Consider the following 22,060-nt stretch of genomic DNA (forward strand, 5'->3'; position numbering starts at 1 on the left):
AATACATCCGTTACTATAACAACGACCGAATAAAACTCAAATTAAAAGGCTTGAGCCCGGTACAATACCGAACTCAAGCCGCTTAAACTTCATTATTTAATCCGTCCAAACTTTTGGGGGCAGTACAGTTCAGGGCGGCTTTTTTTATGATATTTTATTCACGTAGCCTTCGCCTGTACGATCGGTATAGGTTGGGTATCGGAGAGGTATAGGAGAGCGCTATCCTGAGAGTGTTAAAATAGTATAAGAACAGGTGTCAGAACAACCGGATGTCCGGGATGATGGGCGTAACCTTCTCGACTTTGACGAGCTGGTTGAAATCCGGGAACAGCGGGTTGAGCAGGTAATTGTATTCCTGCTGCAGCACGGCGGAACGTACTTTTACGCCGATGTAACGGAGGTCTTTCATCAGCGCGTCGCCTTCTTCTTTCAGTTTGATATTTTCCGCTTCCATCCAGTTTTCGGGGAGTTTGTCGTCGGGGAAATAGAGGATGGGCGCTTTGTCGTTCACTTCGATCTCCATAATGAACATATCCGGGGGCATTTCCGATTCGTCTACATGCACGAGGGTTTCGAGCATGGCGAGCGAGCGGTTTTCGCTGGCGTAAAGCACAAAAGTGCCGGGATTGTTCCAGCGGCCGCCGAATTTAAATGCGCCGGTGCCGGAGAGGTCGCGGGTTCTTTCTTCGTTTTGAACGATTCGGTAAATGAGCATAGATCAGGAATAAACGCCTTCTTCCAAACGGCCCAGCACCTGGGTGACGAGTTTGATGCCCGTGGGAGTATTGAGCAGGTCGAACGGTTTCTGGTTGCTGAGGGCTTTATTTTCCTTGTTGAACCAGCGGGTGACCTTGCCCGCGTCCTGGAAAATGCCGAAAGCCATGGCATAGGTAGCAGCGATCTCGTACATGTGGCTGCTTACGTAGTCTTCCAGTTTCTCGTCCTCTTTTTTGCGGATGAGCGTTTTGTAAGACATGTTCAGCAAAGGCGCCATGAGCGTCATCGGTATGTCGAGGAATTGGGAGAAGTGGTCTACGGCGCTTTTGGGAATGCCTTCATGAAGAATCCGGAAAACGTCGATGGTGGAAGTGGGCGTTACTTTAATGAAACTGGCGGCGCCCAGCAGGTACCAGGTGAACTGGGACACGGAAAAGTTGCCCCTGGCGGTATAGGCCGAGGCCGGCGCAAGGGCGGCCAACGCTTCTTTTTTGTCGTGTCTCCTGATCATTATGGGTAATTTTACCCAAAGATACAGATAATTTGTCCGTTTTTCAAAATCATCCGCTTTTTTCATTCCTGTTGATAACCAGTCGAATGACATTCGCGGCGCGTTAAATTACATCCGATTAACATATCAATTACAAGATATGTATCCATATTGCTGTAATATTGCGGGGTGAATACGCTTATAAACGTGCTGATTGGTAGATTTAATATATACGCATGTTCTTAAAGAAAAAAAACCTGCTCGTGAGCGGCCTGCTGTTTACCACTATAGCCGCCTCCGCGCAGAAAGCCCCCAAAAATTACATCAAAAAGTACTCACCCGTTGCGGTTAACCTTATGAAAGAGACCGGCGTGCCCGCCAGCGTGATACTGGGCATCGCCATGCTGGAATCCGGCAACGGCACCAGCAAAAACGCCAAACTCCTGAAAAATCACTTCGGGATCGTAGGCAAAAACAACCTCGCCAAACGTGGCGAAACCTACCGCAGCGTATACCGCGAATTCGAAACGGATTCCGCTTCGTACCGTTCCTTTGTGAAGATCGTGCTGAAAAGAAAATGGTACCCGGCCATGAAAGGAAGCACCGATTATAACGCCTGGCTCGAGAAACTGATCCAATCCAATTATTCCTCCGCAGGCAACGTCTGGATCACCCGCGTACGGTCTATGATCAAAAAATATAAATTATATGAGCTGGATGGTGAATTAAATCTGGCAAAACGATAGATTTGTACCGGGTAATGCGGGGGTATAACCGGGCCGGGTATACGATCCTGCTACCAATATGCCGACTATGCCATCCGGAAACAAACATCCCTATCCATTTAAGATAGTGCTGGGCACCCTGCTCAGCCTTGCCGCGATCTCACTCGTCAATAACACCGTTTCTTTCGGCGGCTATACGCTCCGCCCGCTGGACATCCTGGCCGATTTTCGTACAGGCGCGCCGGTTGAAGACAGTGCCCTCGTTGCCGAAGCGGCCCTGGCAGATTCGCTGAAAGCGGATTCGCTCGCGGCGCCTATCCATAAAGACTTTGCGACCTACACCGGCATTCTCGACTACGGCTTCAACGCCGGGAACGAGGGCGCCGGCATGCAACATTTCATGCACGCGCTGAAGGAACTGAAAACCGGCCGGCGGAAAAAAGTACGCATCGCGTATTTCGGCGATTCCATGATAGAAGGCGACCTCATCACCGCCGACCTGCGGGACAGCCTGCAGGCCTACTTCGGCGGCGAAGGCGTGGGTTTTGTGCCCGCCACTTCCGTGGTATCGGGCTTCCGCACCACCATCACCCACAGCTTTTCTCCCAACTGGACCGATTATCATTTCCGGAACAACCCGCCCGCCGGTACCGAGCTGGGCCCTTCCGGCCACGCTTTTGTGCCCGCGCCCGAAAGCTGGGTAAGGTACCAGCCCGTAAAACATCACCGGCTGGACCAGTTCGAGGAAGTGAGCCTGCTGTACGGCAAAGGCCGGCGCAACATTATCGTGAACAATAAAACGCTGGAACTGAAAGGCAAAGGCAAGATCAACGCCTATTCGTTCATGAGCGATTCCACCCAAAGGTCCCTCACCCTCAAATTCCTCAACGAAAACCCCGCCCTCTTTTACGGCGTATGTTTCGAAAGCCCCAGCGGCATTTTCCTCGACAACTATTCTTTCCGCGGCATCAGCGGCATAGAGCTCGGCAAACTAAGCCGCACCATGTGGGACGAGCTGCAGGATGTGCGCCCGTACGACCTCATCGTGCTGCATTACGGCGCCAACGTGCTGTTCTGGCCCGAAAACACCAAGTTCGACTGGTACGAAAAACCGATGGTGAAAGTGGTGGATTCGCTGCGCAGGTATTTCCCCCAAACGTCTTTCCTGATCGTGGGCACGGCAGACAAAGCCTACAAAAAGAAAGGCAAATACGTAACCGCGCCCGGCGTAAAAGCGCTGATGAAAGTGCAGCATAAATTTGCCGAAAGCCGCAGCATCGCTTACTGGAACCTGTTTTCGGCCATGGGCGGCGAAGGCGCCATGACGCGCTGGGTAGACACGGCGATGGCCAACAGGGATTACACGCATTTTAATTTCCGCGGGGCTTCCAAAGTAGGCGCCCTCTTATATAAAGCGATTATGGATGAATATCAGCAGGCGGACATGTAAACGCCTCATACTGGTTTGGTTTTTCATGGGCAGTTGCGCGGCGTTCGCGCAGCGCAAACATCTGTACAACGACACGAGCCTGTACCCGGTGTATGCCCTGATGCGGCAAACCGGCGACACGGTGATATCCATCCTGCATGTGGGCGATTCGCATGTGCAGGCCGGCTTTTTCCCGGATGCGGTAAAAAACAGGCTGCAGGAAAAATTCGGCGACGCAGGCCCCGGCTGGGTGTTCCCCTACAACCTGGCCGGCACCAACGGTCCGAACGGCTACCGCTGGAGCAGCAATGTGCGCTGGAACGAAGAACGCATGGTGCAGCGGAACATCAGCCAGTGGACCGGCCCCGGCGGCATTTCGATCGGAAGGCCCGAAGGCCCGGCGCAGCTGAACTTTACGGGGCAGCCAGTGAAAAAAATGACATACTGGTTCGAAGGAAAAGCGATGCTGCCTGAAGATAAAAGCAGCAGCGTGTTTGAAGACGAACTGGAAAAAGATCTCCGCGTGGCGGAATTGAACGGAGATTCTGCGCGAAACGTGGCGAAGGCGAACTTTTCTTTCATCGGGCGTTTTTACGGTGCGGTGGCGGAGAACGGCGAGCCGGGAATACTGTATCATGCCATCGGCATCAACGGCGCGCAGTTCTCGCATTACAATCAATTCGGCGGGCGTACTGCCGTTTCGCAGATGGAACTGCTGAAACCCGCGCTGGTGATCGTTTCGCTGGGCACGAACGAAGCGTTCGGGGGAGTGGCTGCCGCGCAGCTGCGGCTGGAGATCGAAAAGATGACCGGCGAAATGAAAAAGATCAACCCGGAAGTACGTTTCCTGTTCACCACCCCACCTTCGGGGATGATGAAAAAGCGGCAGGTGCCATATAAAAAGAAAGGCAAAAAACGTACATACTACCGCGTTAGTTACACGAAAGTGCCCCAGGCCACCACCCTCCGCGACGCAATGATCACGCTGTGCAACGAAAACGGCTGGGCTTACTGGGACCTTTTCGGCGCTATGAAGGCAGATGCGCGTTTTGCCCGTGCCTGGAGCGGCGACCGCGTGCATTTTAACGCCTACGGTTACGGCCTGCAGGGCCAGCTGCTCGCCGAAGCCGTGCTGGCCTCTTACGAACAATGGAACCAAACAAACGTCAAACCATAATCCATGTCTTTTGAAAACCTGACATCGCTGTTGCTTTACAACAGGGAGGAATTACCCCTCTTCAACAGCGCGTTTTTCCTGTATTTTTTCACGGCTTTCCTGTTTTGTTACCAGCTGGCGAGAAAGAACGAAAGGGCCAGGGTATGGGTGTTCACGCTGTTTTCGCTTTATTTTTTCTACAAAGCCTGCAACGAATACGTGCTGCTGGTGATCCTTTCCGCCGTCGTGGACTTTTACATCAGTAACCGCATCCATACCGAAGAAAGGAACACCGTGCGCAAACGCCTGCTGTGGTTCAGCGTGGCGATCAACGTGGGCATGCTGTGTTATTTCAAATACACCAACTTCTTCATACAGGTCATAAACGATGTAACGGCGGGAAATATCAGTCCGCTGAACCTGGTGCTGCCCATCGGCATTTCGTTTTACACCTTCGAAAATCTCAGTTACACCGTAGACGTATACCGGCGGGAGATCAAGCCGGTGGACAAATTCATGGATTATCTCTTTTTCCTTTCCTTCTTTCCGAAACTGATGATGGGCCCCATTGTAAGGGCTGCGGACTTTATCCCGCAGATCAGGAAACCGTATGTGCTGGAGATGGAAGACGTGGGGAAAGGGATGTTCCTGATCATCAGCGGGCTGTTCAAAAAAGTAGTGCTTAGCGATTTTATCAACCAGAATTTCGTGCAGTACATTTTCGACGACCCGGGCCGGTATTCCGGCATCGAGTGCCTGTTTGGCGTGTATGCCTATGCGCTGGTGATTTACTGCGATTTTTCCGGTTATTCCGATATGGCCATCGGCATTGCCCGCTGGCTGGGCTTCAGGCTGCCGGCGAACTTCGATAAGCCTTACCGGAGCAGCTCCATCACCGAATTCTGGCGCCGCTGGCATATTTCTTTATCCTCGTGGCTGAAAGATTACATCTACATCCCGCTGGGCGGCAACCGCAAAGGCACGCTCAGGCAGTATGTGAACCTGATGCTGACAATGCTGATCGGCGGTTTCTGGCACGGGGCCAGCTGGAATTTCATATGTTGGGGCGGCGTTCACGGCGGCGCTTTGGGGATAGACAAATTGTGGGTCCAATGGCAGAAAACCCGCGGCTGGATGCGGGAAACCCCGTTGCGGGCGCGCCTCTGGAAGGCGGGGGGCGTGCTGTTTACCTTCCACCTGGTGTGTTTCTGCTGGATATTTTTCAGGATGGAACATTTCAGCGGCGCATGGACGCTGCTGGGGCAGATCACCGGCGAATTCCGGGGACATCTGCTGCCACAGCTGTTAAGCGCCTATCCGCAGGTGTTTATTCTGATGGCGGCGGGTTATTTCCTGCATTTTTTGCCGCCGGTGGCGGAAAAGAAACTGGAACTGGGGCTGCAGCGGATGCCCGTTTGGGCCTCGGTGGCGGTGATGGTGACGTTCATCTGGTTCCTGAACGAGGTGAAAACGCTGGAGCCGATGATCCCGATTTATTTGCAGTTTTAGGCCTTTTCATAGTGAGCGCATTTAAAATCTGAAGTGTATGCTGTTTTTTTTACATGCGTATGCTCAAACCTGATAATAAGTGAGTACCTTTGCGACCTAACTTTTGTCTTTAAAGTAAAACTTATGCGTACTGTTACACTGAGGAGAGTAGTGATAACCGGAATGGGAGCTATCACACCGATCGGTAATGATGTGAACACGTTCTGGAATAACCTGAAAGCCGGAATGAGCGGTGCGGGCCCGATAACGAAGTTCGACACCACTGAATTCAAAACGAAATTCGCCTGTGAACTGAAGGGGCTTGATATAGAAGCGTTTATTGAAAAAAAGGAAGCCCGCAAAATGGACACCTTTACGCAATACGCGATGGTGGTGGCACAGGAAGCGATCCAGCACTGCGGTGTGGACCTGGAAAAGACCGACCGCAGCAAATTCGGTGTGATCTGGGCGTCTGGCAACGGCGGTATGCAAACCTTCGAAGACCAGATCGTGGAGTTCACACAGGCCAACTTTGTGCCGAAGTTCAGCCCGTTCTTCATCCCGAGGCTCATCTCAGACATCGCGGCCGGTCAGATCGCCATTAAATATGGCCTGATGGGCATCAACTATTGCACGGTTTCTGCCTGCGCCTCTTCCAACAGCGCGCTGGTAGATGCTTTCAACTACATCCGCCTCGGCAAGGCCAATATGATCATTGCCGGCGGTTCCGAAGGCCCGATCACCCGTGCGGGCATTGCCGGTTTTAACGCCCTCAAGGCGCTTTCCACCCGCAACGACGATGCGGCGCATGCATCCCGCCCCTTCGATAAAGACCGCGACGGTTTTGTAATGGGCGAGGGCGCAGGCGCAGTGATCCTTGAAGATTACGATCATGCCATTGCCCGCGGGGCCACTATCTACGGAGAGATGGTCGGCGGTGCCATGAGCTGCGACGCATATCACCTTACCGCAACGCACCCTGAAGGCGTGGGCGCGCAGCTGGGCATGAAGGAAGCGCTGGCGGATGCCGGCCTTTCCCTCACCGATGTGGACTACATCAACGCGCATGCTACTTCTACGCCGCTGGGCGACATCAGCGAACTGAAAGCGATCAAGTCGCTGTTCGGCGAGCATGCATCCAAACTGAACATCAGTGCAACGAAATCGATGACCGGTCACCTGCTGGGCGCTGCCGGCGCGATTGAAGCGATCGCCTGTATCAAGGCGGTGCAGGAAGATATCGTTCCGCCGACCATCAACACGACCGCGCTGGGCGAAGACATTCCCGAAGGGCTGAACCTTACGCTGGGCCAGGCTCAGAAGCGTACGGTGAATGTAGCGCTGAGCAATACCTTCGGTTTCGGCGGTCACAATGCGATCGCAGCATTTGCGAAATTCAATGGATAAAAACAACGAACGTAATATTCTTTCAAGGGGTGGGAATAACAACTTCCACCCCTTTATATTTTTACATATTATCAAATCAAATATCCCGGTTTTTGCCGCCGGTGAATAAAAACATTCGTTAATTTTACGACCGTTAACCTTAATATTAAAATGATGTTTTGATTTGTTTGTTAGTGTACCCGCGTACTCGCCGTTTTATTCAGCACCGATTTGCAGATGTTTGTGAATGCCTTACCTGGCAAGCGTTTTCGCGCATGTTCACGGATGTTTTGTGATGTTTTTATCAGCAGGATGCGATGTTTTTTCCGGTTGTTATGTTTTTGCCGGCGCATGTATTGTAGCGGCATTGAAAGATCCGGCGGAAGAAATTCCGCGGGGGCAATGCTGTGAGAAATGTTGATGGTGGCAGGATGTTGCAACAGGAGAAATTATGCCGTGCTGCATGATGATTGCCGCAGTAAAATGCAAAAATCCTTTACATGCATGTCTGTAAAGTGTTGAAATGAACGGCCCGTACGCATCACCCGGATGTACGATGAACTACTTGTTAACCCGGCTCCCGGAGAGCCCTTAGTCCATTTTTTAATCTTTTAAATCACACGTGAAAAAATGAAACAGTTGAAAAAAAGTTTCGGGCTGGTGGCAGCCGCTTTTGTAATGTTAACCGTATCCTGTCAAACCCAGCATGAACTCGTAAAACCCATTCAGTACAATTTCCTGGAAGACCTCGACCCGGATTCCGTACTGATGCTTTGCCCGCCGCCGTTTACCGGTCAGTTGAGCAACGGCGTCTGGAACGGCAACCTGATCCGGTACGAACAGTACGCCGCGCCTCAACAGGCGTTGCGGAAAAGCGACAGGTAGTATTTTCTAAAAACAGGAACGGGAGAGTGATCCTCCCGTTCCTGATATACCCATTCATTCAAATCCATTCAAATGGTCTTATTAAACCCTCCGCTGCCGGTATTAACTCCCACCCCCCGTCACATATCCGAAACATGGGAAGGGAAAAAGAGAGCTCATGAAAAACGCGAAATCCACCTGATTATCAGCGAGATAGCCGTTCGCGGTATTTCCGCGCCCGGTGAGCGGCCATTTTATTTTTCATTCCCTGTACAAATACGTAGTTTAGTACTTTGAATTTCGTGTTCGGGAACTATATGGCAAAACAAAAGCAGAAAACTACAATACAACCCGCCCCGGCAGCTCACCAACAGGAGGAAATGATCGAAGTGTACGGCGCCCGGGAGCATAATCTTAAAAACCTGGATATCCGCATCCCGAAGAACAGCCTGGTGGTGATCACCGGTATCAGCGGCAGCGGAAAATCTTCTCTCGCATTCGACACCATTTACGCCGAAGGCCAGCGCCGGTATATGGAGAGCTTTTCCGCCTACGCCCGCCAGTTTATCGGCGATATGGAACGGCCGGACGTGGACAAGATCATGGGCCTTTCACCCGTGATCTCCATCGAGCAGAAAACCACCAACAAAAACCCGCGTTCCACCGTGGGCACCATCACCGAGATATACGACTTCCTCCGCCTCCTCTACGCCCGCGTAGGCGAAGCCTTCTCCTACAACACCGGCAAACGCATGACGCGTTTTTCCGAAGAAGAGATCATGGCCCATATCTTCGCCAATTTCCCTAAAAAGAAACTGGTGATACTCGCCCCGCTCGTGCGCGGCCGCAAAGGCCATTACCGCGAACTGTTCGAACAGGTGCGCAAACAGGGTTTCGTGAAAGTACGGGTAGACGGCGAAGTGCTCGACCTGAAAGAACGCATGCAGGTAGACCGCTACAAGATCCACGATATCGAACTGGTGATAGACCGCATACAGGTACAGGAAGACGCGCGCGTGCGCATCAGCCAGAGCATTCAGAAAGCGCTGCAGATGGGCAAAGGCCTCATGTTCATCATGGACCACGACACCGGCAAAGTGAATCAATACAGCCGCCAGTTGATGTGCGAAGACACAGGTATTTCTTACGAGGAACCCTCACCCAACACCTTCTCCTTCAACTCCCCGTACGGCGCCTGTCCGCGCTGCAAAGGCCTCGGCACTATTTACCAGATAGACATGGACGAAGTGCTGCCGGACCGCACCAAATCCATCAACGACGGCGGCCTCGCCCCGCTCGGCGAAGCCAGGGACACCTTTACTTTCAAGCAGATCCAGCAGCTCGCTAAAAAATATAAATTCTCTCTCGCCGCGCCCATCGAAAAAATCCCGGAAAACGCTATGAACGTGCTCCTGTTCGGAGACGAGAACGGCAAACTGGAAGTAGACATGGGCTTCGAAGAGAACGGCGCGGAAATGTACGCCACCGAATTTGAAGGCATCGTAAACATGGTGCGCCGCTATTTCAACGACACTTCGTCCGACGCAGTACGCAACTGGGCCGAAGGGTTCATGAAACTTTCCACCTGCCCCGAATGCAATGGCGCCCGCCTCAAAAAGGAAAGCCTGATGTTCAAGGTAGACGGGCATAATATTTCCGAACTGGGCGAAATGAACCTGAGCAAACTCGCCATCTGGTTTTCCGATATTGAGAAACGCCTGGACAAAAAACAGAACGCCATCGCCAAAGACGTGCTCAAGGAGATCCGCGAGCGCCTCGGCTTTTTGCTGGACGTAGGCCTCACCTACCTCACGCTTAACCGCGCCACCCGCACGCTCAGCGGCGGCGAAAGCCAGCGCATCCGTCTTGCCACGCAGATAGGCTCCCAACTCATGGGCATCACCTACATCCTCGACGAGCCCAGCATCGGCCTGCACCAGCGGGACAATATGCGCCTCATCGACGCGCTGCGTAATCTCAAAACCATGGGCAACACGGTGATCGTGGTGGAGCACGATAAAGACATTATGCTGCACGCGGACCATTTGATAGACATCGGTCCGGGCGCGGGCATACACGGCGGCAGCGTGGTGGCGCAGGGCCACCCGGACGAAATGCTGAAGCTGGACACGGCCACCGCCGGGTATCTCAATGGCATCCGCGAAATACCCGTGCCGGAAAAACGCCGTAAAGGCAATGGCAAGTTCCTGGAACTAAAAGGCGCCACCGGCAACAACCTGAAGAACGTTACGCTGAAACTGCCGCTGGGCGTGTTTACCTGCGTAACGGGCGTTTCAGGCAGCGGAAAATCCACCCTCATCAACGAAACCCTTTACCCCATCCTCTCCAAACACGCCTATGATTCCAAACTCGTGCCGATGCCTTACAAAAGCATCAAAGGGCTGGAGGAAATAGACAAGGTGATCGAAATAGACCAAAGCCCCATCGGCCGCACGCCGAGAAGCAACCCGGCCACATACTGCGGCTTCTTTACGGAAATACGCCAGTTGTTTGCAGCGGTGCCCGAAGCCAAGATCAGGGGGTACAATGCGGGGCGTTTTTCGTTCAACGTAAAAGGCGGCCGCTGCGACGTTTGCGAAGGCGCCGGCGTAAGGGTGATCGAAATGAACTTCCTGCCGGATGTGTACGTGCATTGCGAAAAATGCAACGGGCGCCGGTACAACCGCGAAACCCTCGAAATCCGTTATAAAGGGAAATCCATCAGCGATGTGCTGGACATGACGGTGGAAGAAGCCGTAGAGTTCTTCCAGGCCGTGCCTTATCTTTACCGCAAGATCAAGACCCTGCAGGATGTGGGTCTTGGTTACATCACGATCGGCCAAAGCGCGGTAACCCTTTCCGGCGGCGAGGCCCAGCGCGTGAAAGTAGCCACCGAGCTGTCTAAAAAAGATACCGGCAAAACCATTTACATCCTCGACGAGCCCACCACGGGTCTGCATTTCCAGGACATTCAGCTGCTGCTGAACGTGCTGAACAAACTCGTAGAGCGCGGCAACACCGTGCTGGTGATCGAGCATAACCTGGATGTGGTGAAAGTGGCGGATTACGTGGTAGACCTCGGGCCGGAAGGCGGCGAAGGAGGGGGGCAGATACTTTGCACCGGAACACCCGAAGAGGTCAGCAAATGCAAAGAATCCCATACCGCCGTATTTTTGAAAAAAGAACTAAAGAAATAGGCGGCCGTGCCAACAAATTGCTGTATGAAATATGTAATGCTGATAGCGGTTCTCGTAGCAGTGCTTACCGCCTGCGACGACGATACCAAGGTTTGCGACCTGGACACGCGCACCGAAGCGCGTGCCCGCTTCCGTTATCTCAATCCAAATAATAATAACGTCGAAAAAGATACCGCTTTCCCGAAACTGACGCTGTTTGCGCTGGGGAAAGACAGCATTTATGCAAAAAGGCCCGGTCTTACCGGCATGCAGTTCCAGCTGGACAGGCTGACGGATAGCGCCCGGTATTATTTCCAGACTGATTCAGCTAAAATAGCCGATACGCTCACCTTCCGCTACGCGCGCCAGCCCAAATTCATTTCCGCGGGCTGCGGGGTAGTGATGTATTTTAATATCGACACAGTATTTTCCACCACGCATGTTGTAAAATCTGTAGAAATTACCAGTAAGCAAGTAACGGAAGAAAATGAAAATACGATCATACTGCATTTTTAGCCTGCTGCTGTTGTGCACGGTAACCGCCACGGCCCAGTCGAAAAAGGATTCGATCAAGACCATCATGCTGGAAGTGCCTGCAGGTTTGCGTGTGGGGGTAGACCTCACCCGTTTCGTCATTCCCTTTTTCCAACCCTACCGCCGCGACGCTACCGTTACGCTCGACGCGCGTTACAAAGACCGGATCTATTTTGCCGCAGACCTCAGCTATAACCTCGTCGATCATTCCGATACCAATTATACCTATAAAAGCAGCGGCGTGGGTATTTCTATCGGCGCGAACTACAACCTGCTGAAAAAACAGGTGCCGAAGGAGAATTTTATGGTTTACGGCGGGTTTAAATACGGCTTTTCCCTTTTTACGTACGAAGTCCCGGGCTACAATATCCACAGCGATTATTGGGGCGATTACGTGGGCAGCGTGGGTTCCACGACCAAAACGGGGCACTGGGTGGAGCTGTCGCTGGGCATAAAGGTGGAAGTGCTGAAGAACCTGTACCTTGGCTGGAGCCTGCACGACCGCATCCTGCTGAACCGTGCGCTGGCGAAAAGCGACTTCCCGCCGCTCATTATTCCCGGCTTCGGGAAAGGGTATAAGGGGAACGCTTTCGACGTGCAATACACCATTTCGTACCTTTTCCCGCTGTACAAGGTGAAGCAGCAGATGAAGCTGAAATAAAACGATCTTTATAAAAAGAAACCGGCCCGGAACATGATGTTTCCGGGCCGGTCCGTTATAAAAAACCTTAGCCGTATCACCCGCAGGTGACGGCCGGTGCTCAGCTGTCAAATTCTTCTGGCATCTTCTCGTCGCCGGAGGAACGGTCGTATCCGCCGCCGCCGCTTCCGCCACGGTCGTAACCACCGCCACCGCGATCATAGCCGCCACTGCCGCTTCCGCCGCGATCGTATCCGCCGCCGCTCCCGCCACGGTCGTAACCACCGCCACCACGGCCGCCGCGATCATATCCGCCGCCGCCACCACGGTCGTAGCCACCACCGCCGCTTCCGCCGCGATCAAAACCGCCACCGCCGCGTCCGCCGCGATCAAAACCGCCGCCACGGTTGCCGCCGCCGCCGAAGCCGCCACGTCCGCCGCCACCGCCACGGTTGCCGCCGCCGCCAAATCCACCGCGACCGCCGCCGCCGCCGAAGCCACCACGGCCACCGCCGCCAAATCCGCCGCGGGGTTGTTTTTTCTCAATGCCCCAAAGATAACCTTCGCGGTAACGGATGATCCCCCGATTGTCTGCCCCGTATTTGCCCCAGGCGAAGCCGGCGCCTACGGGTTTGTTGCGCAGGTCGGCCACCATGAAGTTGAAAGGCAGCTGCTTGGCGAACTCGGCCAGTTCGGTATCCTCGGAATAGCGGGCTTCGTCCCGGGGAATGAGGCCGTCTTCGCGGTTCCAGATATCGTTTACCACGATCTCATGCACCACGTCGATGCTGGATTTTTTGATCTCTTTGCCATATTCGTGCAGCTGTTGCAGGAATTCGGTGATGTTTTCGGATTGTTTCACCACCACGGCGGGGTCGTTGCACACGTAAAAAACGTTGCCCCAGTTGCCGTCGCGGTCTACGTCGAGCACCCAGTGGTTGCCGTAGCCGTCTCCCGCAATGCGGATGGAATTGGGGACGAGATTGTAGAGGTCAAAATCGCGGGTGGCGTCGAAAGTAATGGCGTCCAGCCCGTAAAAAAGGAACCCGCTGCTGAATTGCAGCAACTCCCGGATTTCGTCAGGTATATTTCTGGTACGGAGTTGTTTGGCGATGTAATCGATTTCGGAGTCGGAAAGGCCCGGCATCAGCTCTACCGAGTATTCCTCTTTCTGATGCGTATGGTACTTTTCGTGTAACATCGCATTCAGTTGTTCGAGTGGCGTCATGTGTTTGAATTATCTGTATTAATTTAAGCTCTGATCGTTTTAATGCGCGGGATTTGTTTTCCTTATACACCTATCCATCCTGAGCTATCCCAAATATTTAAAAAAATCTGAAACCATCCGCAATTTGATTTTGTTCGAGTGGCGTCATGTGTTTGAATTATCTGTATTAATTTAAGCTCTGATCGTTTTAATGCGCGGGATTTGTTTTCCTTATGCACCTATCCATCCTGAGCTATCCCAAATATTTAAAAAAATCTGAAACCATCCGCAATTTGATTTTGTTCGAGTGGCGTCATGTGTTTGAATTATCTGTATTAATTTAAGCTCTGATCGTTTTAATGCGCGGGATTTGTTTTCCTTATGCACCTATCCATCCTGAGCTATCCCAAATATTTAAAAAAATCTGAAACCATCCGCAATTTGATTTTGTTCGAGTGGCGTCATGTGTTTGTATTCTGAACTATCCCAAAGATTCATAAAAAAATCTGAAATTCCCCATTTGTCCGCCTCCGGGCGGTCTCATGTGGCCTGTATTTCATGCCCTGATCATTTCAATGTGCGGAATATCGTCTTCCAGGTACATCTCACTGCTCTGAACGAATCCCAAAGATTCATAAAATTTCTGTAAATACAACTGTGCCCCAATCTTGATGGGGATTTTCCCCCATTTCTCCTCCACCGCCGCAATCGAAACTTCCATCAATTTACGGCCAAAACCCTTACCCCTGGCAGATGGAGACGAAACCACCCGCCCGATGGACGCCATATCGAATTTAATACCCGGTGCAAACAACCTTGTGTAGGCCACCAGCCCCTCTTCGTTTACCCCCTGCAGGTGGAGCGCCCGCTGGTCGTAATTGTCCATATCCAGGTAGGCGCACTGCTGCTCCACCACAAATACTTCGCTGCGGAGCCGTAATATCGCGTACAGTTCTTCGTTATTTAGTTCGGCGAACGTTTTGATACTCCAGCTGATTCCCATGAGGCGCGTAAACTTTAAGATAAAATTACAATCTCCGGGGTTTGATTTTTGAAAGAGAGTGCCGAAATTGGCTCCCGGAAACCTCCCCCGTTAATGATGAATAGTAGTATGATTCCTTTTCTGTCCCTGGACCACATCACTGTGCGCAACCAGTTTACGACCCTTTTTCCTGATCTTACCTGGCATATCCGTTCCGGAGAGCATTGGGCCGTTACCGGGAAAAGCGGTTCAGGGAAGACCAGCCTTCTACATACAATTCTTGGCAAAAATAATGTGATCAACGGCAGTATTCGTCATTATTTTTACGACAGATACCAGGAAACCCATGAAATTACCGACCCGTACTTCAATTATCGCCGCCTGATAGCCATGGTAGGGCATCACCACGATTTCAAAAATTTATCGCATACCTCCGATTTTTATTACCAGCAGCGTTTCAACAGCATGGATTCTTCCGATGCGCCCACCGTTCACCAATACCTGGACGGGCAAACGGATGATCCCGCGCTGGCTCCCCTGCAGATCGGGCGCCTGCGCGATAAGGAGCTGATCAAGCTGTCCAACGGCGAAACCCGCCGCGTGATGATCGCCCGGGCATTGCTGCAAAAACCGGAACTGCTGTTGCTCGATAACCCCTTCATCGGCCTCGACGTGCAAAGCCGGCAGGCGTTTCACGGCATCGTAGACCATGTGGCCGCTTCCGGCGCCACCGTGGTGCTCGTTACTTCCCCCTCCGAAATACCCCCCAGCATCACCCATGTACTTTGCCTGGACGAAGGGCGTGTAACCGGCACCTTTACCCGCGGCGAGTTCCTGGCCCAATACCGGCCCGAAGAGCCCGGCCCCGCACTGGACTTCGACCCCGAACTGCTCCGCCGTCTCACGGCCGATGCGCAGCCCCGGGATTACGGGCACATCGTGCAAATGGAGGACATCCACGTAAAATACGGTGAAAACACCATACTCGACGGCATTCAGTGGCTTGTCAGGCCCGGGGAAAAATGGGCCCTGCTGGGCCCGAACGGCTCCGGCAAAAGCACCCTGCTGAGCCTCATCAATGCAGACAATCCGCAATCTTACGCCAACCGCATCAGCCTGTTCGATCGGCGGCGGGGCAGCGGGGAAAGCATCTGGGACATTAAAAAGAAGATCGGCTTCGTATCCCCCGAGCTGCACCAGTACTTCGATTCCAACGCCACCTGCCTCCAGGTGGCCGGCTCCGGCTTTTACGACACCATCGGCTACATGCGCTCCTGCACCCCCGAACAGCTCGAAAAGGCCCTCGGCTGGATGCAGCTGCTCGAAATTAACGGTCACGCCGCCACGCAGTTCAAACATGTGCCCGAAAGCGTGCAGCGCCTCGTGCTGCTGGCGCGTGCGCTGGTGAAGAACCCGCCGCTGCTCATTTTCGACGAGCCCTGCCAGGGGCTGGACACTCACCAGAAACTCCATTTCAAAAAAGTGATCGAATCCCTCTGCGAATACATTCCCGTAACGCTCATCTACGTGACGCACTACGAGGAAGAGTTGCCCGCGCCTGTGAACCGTTTTTTACGCATCCGCAACGGGAAAATGATCTAAATTCGAATACTTGTTTTCTTTCGTCCTTTAAAACCTACACACTATGCGCCCGAACACACGGCCCCTCACCCTCGCATGCCTGTTCCTTTGCACCGCCATGGCGGCCTTTTTCGCCGGATGTAAGACCAAAGCCAAAGAAGTGAACCCGGCTTTCGTCAAATACATCTACGCCTATACCTCCGGGGTTATTTCCAAACAAAGCGCCATCCGCGTGCAGCTGACCGGCGAAGTGAACGTGACGCACGCGCAGAACGATCCCGTGGCAGACGAAGTGTTTTCCTTCTCGCCCGCCATCAAAGGGAAGGCGTTTTGGGTAGACGCGACCACGCTGGAATTCAGGCCGGACCAGAACCTGCAGCCGGGAAAGACCTACCAGGCGAAGTTCAGGCTGGGCAAAGTGATGACGGTGCCTTCCGATCTGAAAGTGTTCGAATTTGAGTTCCAGGTGATGAAACCCTCGTTTGAGGTGGAGCTGATGGGCCTGAAAAGCGCCAATACCAGCAAAGACCGCATGAATTTCTACGGCGCCGTGCACACCGCGGACGCGGAAGACGTGCAAGCCATCGAAAAGATCATCGCCGTGCGATACGACGGCTCCAAACCAACTATTACCTGGCAGCATGACGTAGCCCAGCGCATCTCGAAATTCACGATCAATAACATTATCCGCAAAACCGTGGCCGGCAACATGCACATCAGCTGGAACGGGCAGAGCATCGGCTCGGACCTGAAAGACGACCGCGAGATAGAAGTGCCCGCCATCGGGGATTTTAAAGTGATGGACATCAAACCCGTGTACGACCCGGAAGATTATGTGCTCGTGCAGTTCAGCTGCCCGCTCAACGGCGCGCAGAACCTGGACGGGCTGATCAGCATCAGCGGGCAGAGCGGGCTGCGTTACACCATCGAAGGCAGCGAAGTGCGCGTGTATTCTCCCGAACGGCTGGAAGGGAATTATACGGTAGTGGTGAACGAAGGCATCATGAGCGCGTTCGACGACAGGCTGGATAAATCCTTCACCGCCAGCATCAACTTCGAGAACCGCCTTCCTTCGGTGAGCATACCCGGCAAAGGCGTGATCATGCCGCAAAGCGGCAAACTGGTGATGCCGTTCGATGCCACCGGCCTGAAAGCCGTGGATGTGGTGGTAGTAAAGATCTATGAGAACAACATCCCGCAATACCTGCAGCGCAATAATCTCAACGGCGATGAAGAATTGCGTCGTGTAGGCAGTCCCGTTGTACAGAAAACCATCCGCCTCGACAACGATAAATCCGTGAGCCTCAACAGGCGCACGCGTTTCAGCCTCGACCTGGAGCAGCTCGTCAAAACCGAGCCCGGCGCGATCTACCGCGTTACCATCGGTTTCAGGAAAGAATATGCGCTGTACAGCTGCGCGGACGCGAAAAAAACGGACGAAGAAAGTTCCGGTGAGGAAGACGAAGAATATTACGGGGAAAGTATCGACGGGGACGACGCCTTCTGGCGCCGTTACGACAGTTATTACCCTTATGGTTACCGCTGGAGCGAAAGAGACGATCCCTGCACCAATTCCTACTACAACAAGGAGCGCTGGGCTTCGCGCAACATCATTTCCTCCAACATCGGCCTGATCGCCAAACGTGGCAACGACAACAGCATGGTAGTGGCCGTGACGGACATCCGCGACGCCAAACCCTTATCCGGCGTGGAACTGGAACTGCTCGACTACCAGCAGCAGGTGATCTTTTCCAGCCGCAGCGACGGCGACGGCTTCGCGAAATTCGAGCTGAAACGCAAACCTTACCTGCTGATCGCCAAAAAAGACAACGAGCGCGGTTATCTCAAGCTCGACGACGGCAGTTCCCTGCCGCTCGGCCGCTTCGACGTAAAAGGCGAGGAAGTGCAGCAGGGCATCAAAGGTTTCCTGTATGGGGAACGCGGCGTATGGCGCCCCGGTGATTCGCTGTACCTCACTTTTATGCTCGAAGACAGGGAGGGGAAATTGCCGCCGGACCATCCCGTGATGCTTGAATTGTACAACCCGAAAGGCCAGCTGTACAAACGCCTCAATCAACATATTTCCCTCAACGGCGTGTATAATTTTCATACCGCCACCGATGCGGACGTGCCTACCGGCAGCTGGCTCGCCAAAGTGAAAGTGGGCGGCGCCATCTTCAGCAAAAATATCCGCATCGAAACCGTGAAGCCCAACCGCCTGAAAGTGCGGCTGGACTTCGGCAACAAAACCGCGCTGGTAAAAGACGAAAGCCCGAAAGGCACGCTTTCCGCCGCCTGGCTTTTCGGCGCCCCGGCGCAAAGCCTCAAAGCAAAGGTAGACGTGTCGCTCACTTCATCCAGAACTGCTTTCCCAAAATTCGACGGGTATACATTCGATGATCCTACCGAACGTTTCAGCACCGAAAACAAAACCATTTTCGACGCCAGCCTGAATGAAGACGGAAACGCGCCCGTGTCGGCCGCCATTCCCGTGGGCGAGCGCGCCCCCGGCGTTTTGAAAGCGAATTTCGAAGTGAAAGTGTTTGAGCCCGGCGGCGATTTCAGCATCGATCATTTTTCCATGCCCTACCACGTGTTCGATTCATACGTAGGCGTGGCCGCGCCCGAAGGCGACCGCCTCACCGGCATGCTGCCCACCGACAAAACGCACCAGGTAAGCATCGTGAACGTAGATGCGTCCGGGAAATACGTGGGCGGCACCCGCGAAGTGGAAGTGCAGCTTTACAAGATCCGCTGGCGCTGGTGGTGGGACGAAAGCGATAACGACTACAGCAATTTCACCGACGATAATTACAACCAGCTGATACAAACGCAGAAAATAACATTGAAGAACGGCAAAGGCGCCTGGCCGCTGATGGTGCGCCAGCCCGCCTGGGGCCGCTTCCTCATTCGCGTGAAAGACCTCGAAAGCGGGCATATCACCGGGCAAAGCGTGTACCTGGACTGGCCGAACTACGCGGAGCGCCTGCAGAAGGAAAATCCCGCCGAAGCGGCCATGCTGGTGTTCACTTCCAACAAAACGAAATACAACGTGGGGGAAGACGTGGTGCTCACCATCCCCAGCAGCGAAGGCGGCCGCGGTCTCATCAGCATCGAATCAGGCAGCAAGGTGATCAAAACCGACTGGATCGGCACCGAAAAAGGGCAGACCGTGTATAAGTTCAAAGCAGAGAAAGACATGGCGCCGAACATCTACGTGAACGTGAGCCTGTTGCAGCCGCACGCGCAAACCGCCAACGACCTGCCGATACGTATGTACGGCACGATTCCCATATTGGTGGAAGATCCCAATACCATCCTCAAACCCGTTGTGAACCTGCCTGCCACGCTGCGGCCCGAAACGAACGCTTCCATTTCCGTGTCTGAATCCGGCGGCAAAGCCATGACGTACACCATTGCCATCGTAGACGAAGGGCTGCTGGACCTCACACGCTTCAAAACACCGGACCCGCACAGCGCGTTTTATGCGCGCGAAGCGCTCGGCGTAAAAACCTGGGATCTGTTCGACTACGTAATCGGCGCCTGGGGCGCGGACCTGGAGCGGATACTCAGCATCGGCGGCGACGAAAGTCTCAACAAAAACGCCAGCACCGCCAAAGCCAACCGCTTCAAACCCGTGGTGCAATTCATGGGACCTTTCTATCTCAAAAAAGGAGAAAAACAAACACATAATTTTAAACTGCCGCCTTACATCGGTTCCGTGAAAGCCATGGTAGTGGCCGGGCAGGAAGGTGCATACGGCAATGCGGAAAAGACCACTTCCGTGAAAAAACCGCTGATGCTGCTGGCGACGGTGCCGAGAGTGTTGGGTCCCGGGGAGACGATCCAATTGCCGGTAACGGTGTTCGGTCTTGAGCCGCATGTGCGGCAGGCGAACGTTACGCTGTCGTCTAACCCATACTTCGAAGTGGTAGGCGAAAACACCAAACAGGTGAGTTTCCCGAAACCGGGCGAGCAGGTGGTGTATTTCGATGTGAAGATCCGGTCGCAGGTAGGCATCGGCAAGTTCAAGATCGTTGCCACCAGCGGGAAGGAGCGGGCCGAAGAAAACGTGGAGCTGGACGTGCGCAACCCGAACCCATATCTCACCAATGTGATCGAACATACGCTGGAACCGGGCGCGGCGTGGAACACCAACTTCATGCCGGTGGGCATGGCAGGCACCAATACCGGTGTGCTGGAAGTGTCTACCATTCCCGCGCTCAACCTCGGCAAACGCCTCGAATACCTGATACAATACCCGCACGGCTGCGTGGAGCAAACCACTTCCGGCGTGTTCCCGCAACTGGCTTTGAACAACCTGATGGACCTCAGCGAGCGGCAGAAACAGCAAATAGACCGCAACGTAAAAGCCGGCATCAATAAACTCAGGGGTTTCCAGCTTACAGACGGCGGGATGGGCTACTGGCCCGGCGCCAGCTCGGCAGACGAATGGAGCACCAACTACGCGGGCCACTTCATGCTCGAAGCCCAGGCCGCGGGTTATGCGCTGCCCCCGGGTTTCCTCGACCAATGGAAAAAATACCAGCGCAACAAGGCGCAAAGCTGGTCGCCCAGCAGTTATACGTATTATGGCGGCGACCTGGTGCAGGCTTACCGGCTTTACCTGCTGGCCATGGCTAAAACGCCCGAGCTGGGCGCGATGAACCGGCTGAAGGAATTCCAGCATTTATCCGTCCCCGCCCGCTGGCGCCTTGCCGGCGCATACAAAATGGCCGGGCAAACCGAAGCGGCCAACGCGCTCATCAAAGGATTGAGCACTAACGTGGCTGCATATACGCAATTAAGCGGCACTTACGGCTCAGACCTGCGGGACAAAGCCATGATACTCGAAGTGCTCACCATTATGGACCAGCGCAACGCCGCCAACAGCCTGCTGAAACAGGTAGCCGCCGAACTTGGCAAAGAAACCTGGTACAGCACGCAAACCACCGCGTATTCGCTGGTTGCCATCGCGAAATTCTGCGGGGTGAACAAAGGCAGCAAAATGGCGTTCAGCTATTCGATCAATGGAAAAGGCGGAAACGTAAATGCAGCTTCCTACCTTTCGCAAACGCCGGTGGCCTTCACTTCCGGAAGCGGTGCGGCGGGCATTCAGAATAAAGGGCAGAACGTGTTGTACGTACGCCTCATCCTGCGCGGGCAGCCGGAAGCGGGGCAAAACCCGTACGCGGACAATAACCCTGAAATTCTCGGCATGAACGTGCAATACAACACCCGTGCAGGCAAACCGCTCAGCATCGAACAGCTGAAACAGGGAACGGACTTCGTGGCCACCGTCACCATCCGCAACCCGGGCAAACGCGGCTACTACGAACAAATGGCGCTCACGCAGGTGTTCCCCTCCGGATGGGAGATTATCAACACCCGCCTCTTGGGCAACGACAGCACCGTCACCTCGTCGCCGTACACTTACCGCGACGTTCGCGACGACCGTGTGTTCACCTACTTCAACCTGGAAGAATCCAAAACCGTGACTTACCAGGTATTGCTCAATGCGGCATACCTGGGCCGGTATTACCTGCCCGCCGCTTCCTGCGAAGCGATGTACGACAACACCATCCACGCGTTCGTGCCGGGCAAGTGGGTGGAAGTAACGAAATAAGAAACATTTCATCAACAGGGCCGGCACGCGGGATGAAGATTCCCGTGCGCCGGCCTTTA

At 53.8% G+C, this 22,060-nt stretch carries 16 protein-coding genes; 12 read left to right on the top strand and 4 right to left on the bottom strand.

The genetic code is table 11. The features are described 5' to 3' along the window. A partial coding sequence (locus J7I43_RS19755; protein WP_209148395.1) for an IS3 family transposase occupies positions 1-86 on the top strand: 86 nt, incomplete at its 5' end. Positions 87-256: 170 nt separating this feature from the next. Here J7I43_RS19755 and J7I43_RS19760 read toward each other — a convergent pair. Together J7I43_RS19760 and parS are read right to left on the bottom strand one after the other, a co-directional pair. Next, entirely contained in the window at positions 257-715 is a 459-nt protein-coding gene (locus tag J7I43_RS19760; protein WP_209147590.1) for an RES family NAD+ phosphorylase, read from the bottom strand. Between the two features lie 3 nt (positions 716-718). Then, entirely contained in the window at positions 719-1,228 is a 510-nt protein-coding gene (gene parS / locus J7I43_RS19765) for a type II RES/Xre toxin-antitoxin system antitoxin (RefSeq protein WP_209147591.1), read from the bottom strand. A gap of 215 nt (positions 1,229-1,443) precedes the next feature. On the opposite strand from parS, the gene J7I43_RS19770 reads away from it, so the two are divergent. The 9 genes from J7I43_RS19770 (at position 1,444) to J7I43_RS19810 (ending at position 12,626) form a co-directional block, all read left to right on the top strand. Next, positions 1,444-1,953 carry a glucosaminidase domain-containing protein gene (locus tag J7I43_RS19770; protein WP_209147592.1) on the top strand — a complete coding sequence of 170 codons (510 nt, stop codon included), beginning with the start codon at positions 1,444-1,446 and terminating at the stop codon, positions 1,951-1,953. Between the two features lie 67 nt (positions 1,954-2,020). Next, positions 2,021-3,382, top strand: a complete 1,362-nt coding sequence (locus tag J7I43_RS19775; protein WP_209147593.1) for an SGNH/GDSL hydrolase family protein — start codon at positions 2,021-2,023, stop codon at positions 3,380-3,382. 25 nt (positions 3,383-3,407) lie between these two features. Next, on the top strand, positions 3,408-4,538 hold the full coding sequence (locus J7I43_RS19780) for a GDSL-type esterase/lipase family protein (protein ID WP_209147594.1): 1,131 nt from the start codon (positions 3,408-3,410) through the stop codon (positions 4,536-4,538). A 3-nt stretch (positions 4,539-4,541) separates the two neighbouring features. Continuing rightward, positions 4,542-6,026, top strand: a complete 1,485-nt coding sequence (locus J7I43_RS19785) for an MBOAT family O-acyltransferase (protein ID WP_209147595.1) — start codon at positions 4,542-4,544, stop codon at positions 6,024-6,026. Between the two features lie 123 nt (positions 6,027-6,149). After that, positions 6,150-7,412 carry a beta-ketoacyl-ACP synthase II gene (fabF, locus tag J7I43_RS19790; protein WP_209147596.1) on the top strand — a complete coding sequence of 421 codons (1,263 nt, stop codon included), beginning with the start codon at positions 6,150-6,152 and terminating at the stop codon, positions 7,410-7,412. Positions 7,413-8,021: 609 nt separating this feature from the next. Next, the gene (locus J7I43_RS19795) at positions 8,022-8,276 is read left to right on the top strand and encodes a hypothetical protein (protein ID WP_209147597.1); all 255 of its coding nucleotides are present in this window, start codon (positions 8,022-8,024) and stop codon (positions 8,274-8,276) included. Between the two features lie 359 nt (positions 8,277-8,635). Then, complete coding sequence (gene uvrA, locus J7I43_RS19800; protein ID WP_209147598.1) at positions 8,636-11,452, top strand: excinuclease ABC subunit UvrA; 2,817 nt, start codon at positions 8,636-8,638, stop codon at positions 11,450-11,452. A 24-nt stretch (positions 11,453-11,476) separates the two neighbouring features. Beyond that, entirely contained in the window at positions 11,477-11,947 is a 471-nt protein-coding gene (locus J7I43_RS19805) for a DUF6452 family protein (protein ID WP_209147599.1), read from the top strand. Beyond that, positions 11,919-12,626: a DUF6048 family protein gene (locus tag J7I43_RS19810; RefSeq protein ID WP_209147600.1), complete on the top strand. Its 708-nt coding sequence runs from the start codon at positions 11,919-11,921 to the stop codon at positions 12,624-12,626. Before J7I43_RS19805 ends, J7I43_RS19810 begins: the two co-directional genes overlap by 29 nt. A 100-nt stretch (positions 12,627-12,726) precedes the next feature. On the opposite strand, the gene J7I43_RS19815 is transcribed toward J7I43_RS19810, so the two are convergent. Together J7I43_RS19815 and J7I43_RS19820 are read right to left on the bottom strand one after the other, a co-directional pair. Continuing rightward, complete coding sequence (locus J7I43_RS19815) at positions 12,727-13,833, bottom strand: SMI1/KNR4 family protein (protein ID WP_209147601.1); 1,107 nt, start codon at positions 13,831-13,833, stop codon at positions 12,727-12,729. Positions 13,834-14,368: 535 nt separating this feature from the next. Beyond that, positions 14,369-14,815 carry a GNAT family N-acetyltransferase gene (locus J7I43_RS19820; protein WP_236023442.1) on the bottom strand — a complete coding sequence of 149 codons (447 nt, stop codon included), beginning with the start codon at positions 14,813-14,815 and terminating at the stop codon, positions 14,369-14,371. Positions 14,816-14,923: 108 nt separating this feature from the next. On the opposite strand from J7I43_RS19820, the gene J7I43_RS19825 reads away from it, so the two are divergent. Next, positions 14,924-16,396 carry an ATP-binding cassette domain-containing protein gene (locus J7I43_RS19825; RefSeq protein WP_209147602.1) on the top strand — a complete coding sequence of 491 codons (1,473 nt, stop codon included), beginning with the start codon at positions 14,924-14,926 and terminating at the stop codon, positions 16,394-16,396. 43 nt (positions 16,397-16,439) lie between these two features. Next, entirely contained in the window at positions 16,440-22,001 is a 5,562-nt protein-coding gene (locus J7I43_RS19830) for an alpha-2-macroglobulin family protein (protein WP_209147603.1), read from the top strand. The last annotated feature ends 59 nt before the right edge of the window (positions 22,002-22,060 follow it).

The sequence above is a fragment of the Chitinophaga chungangae genome (assembly GCF_017742215.1).
Taxonomy (GTDB): Bacteria; Bacteroidota; Bacteroidia; order Chitinophagales; family Chitinophagaceae; genus Chitinophaga; species Chitinophaga chungangae.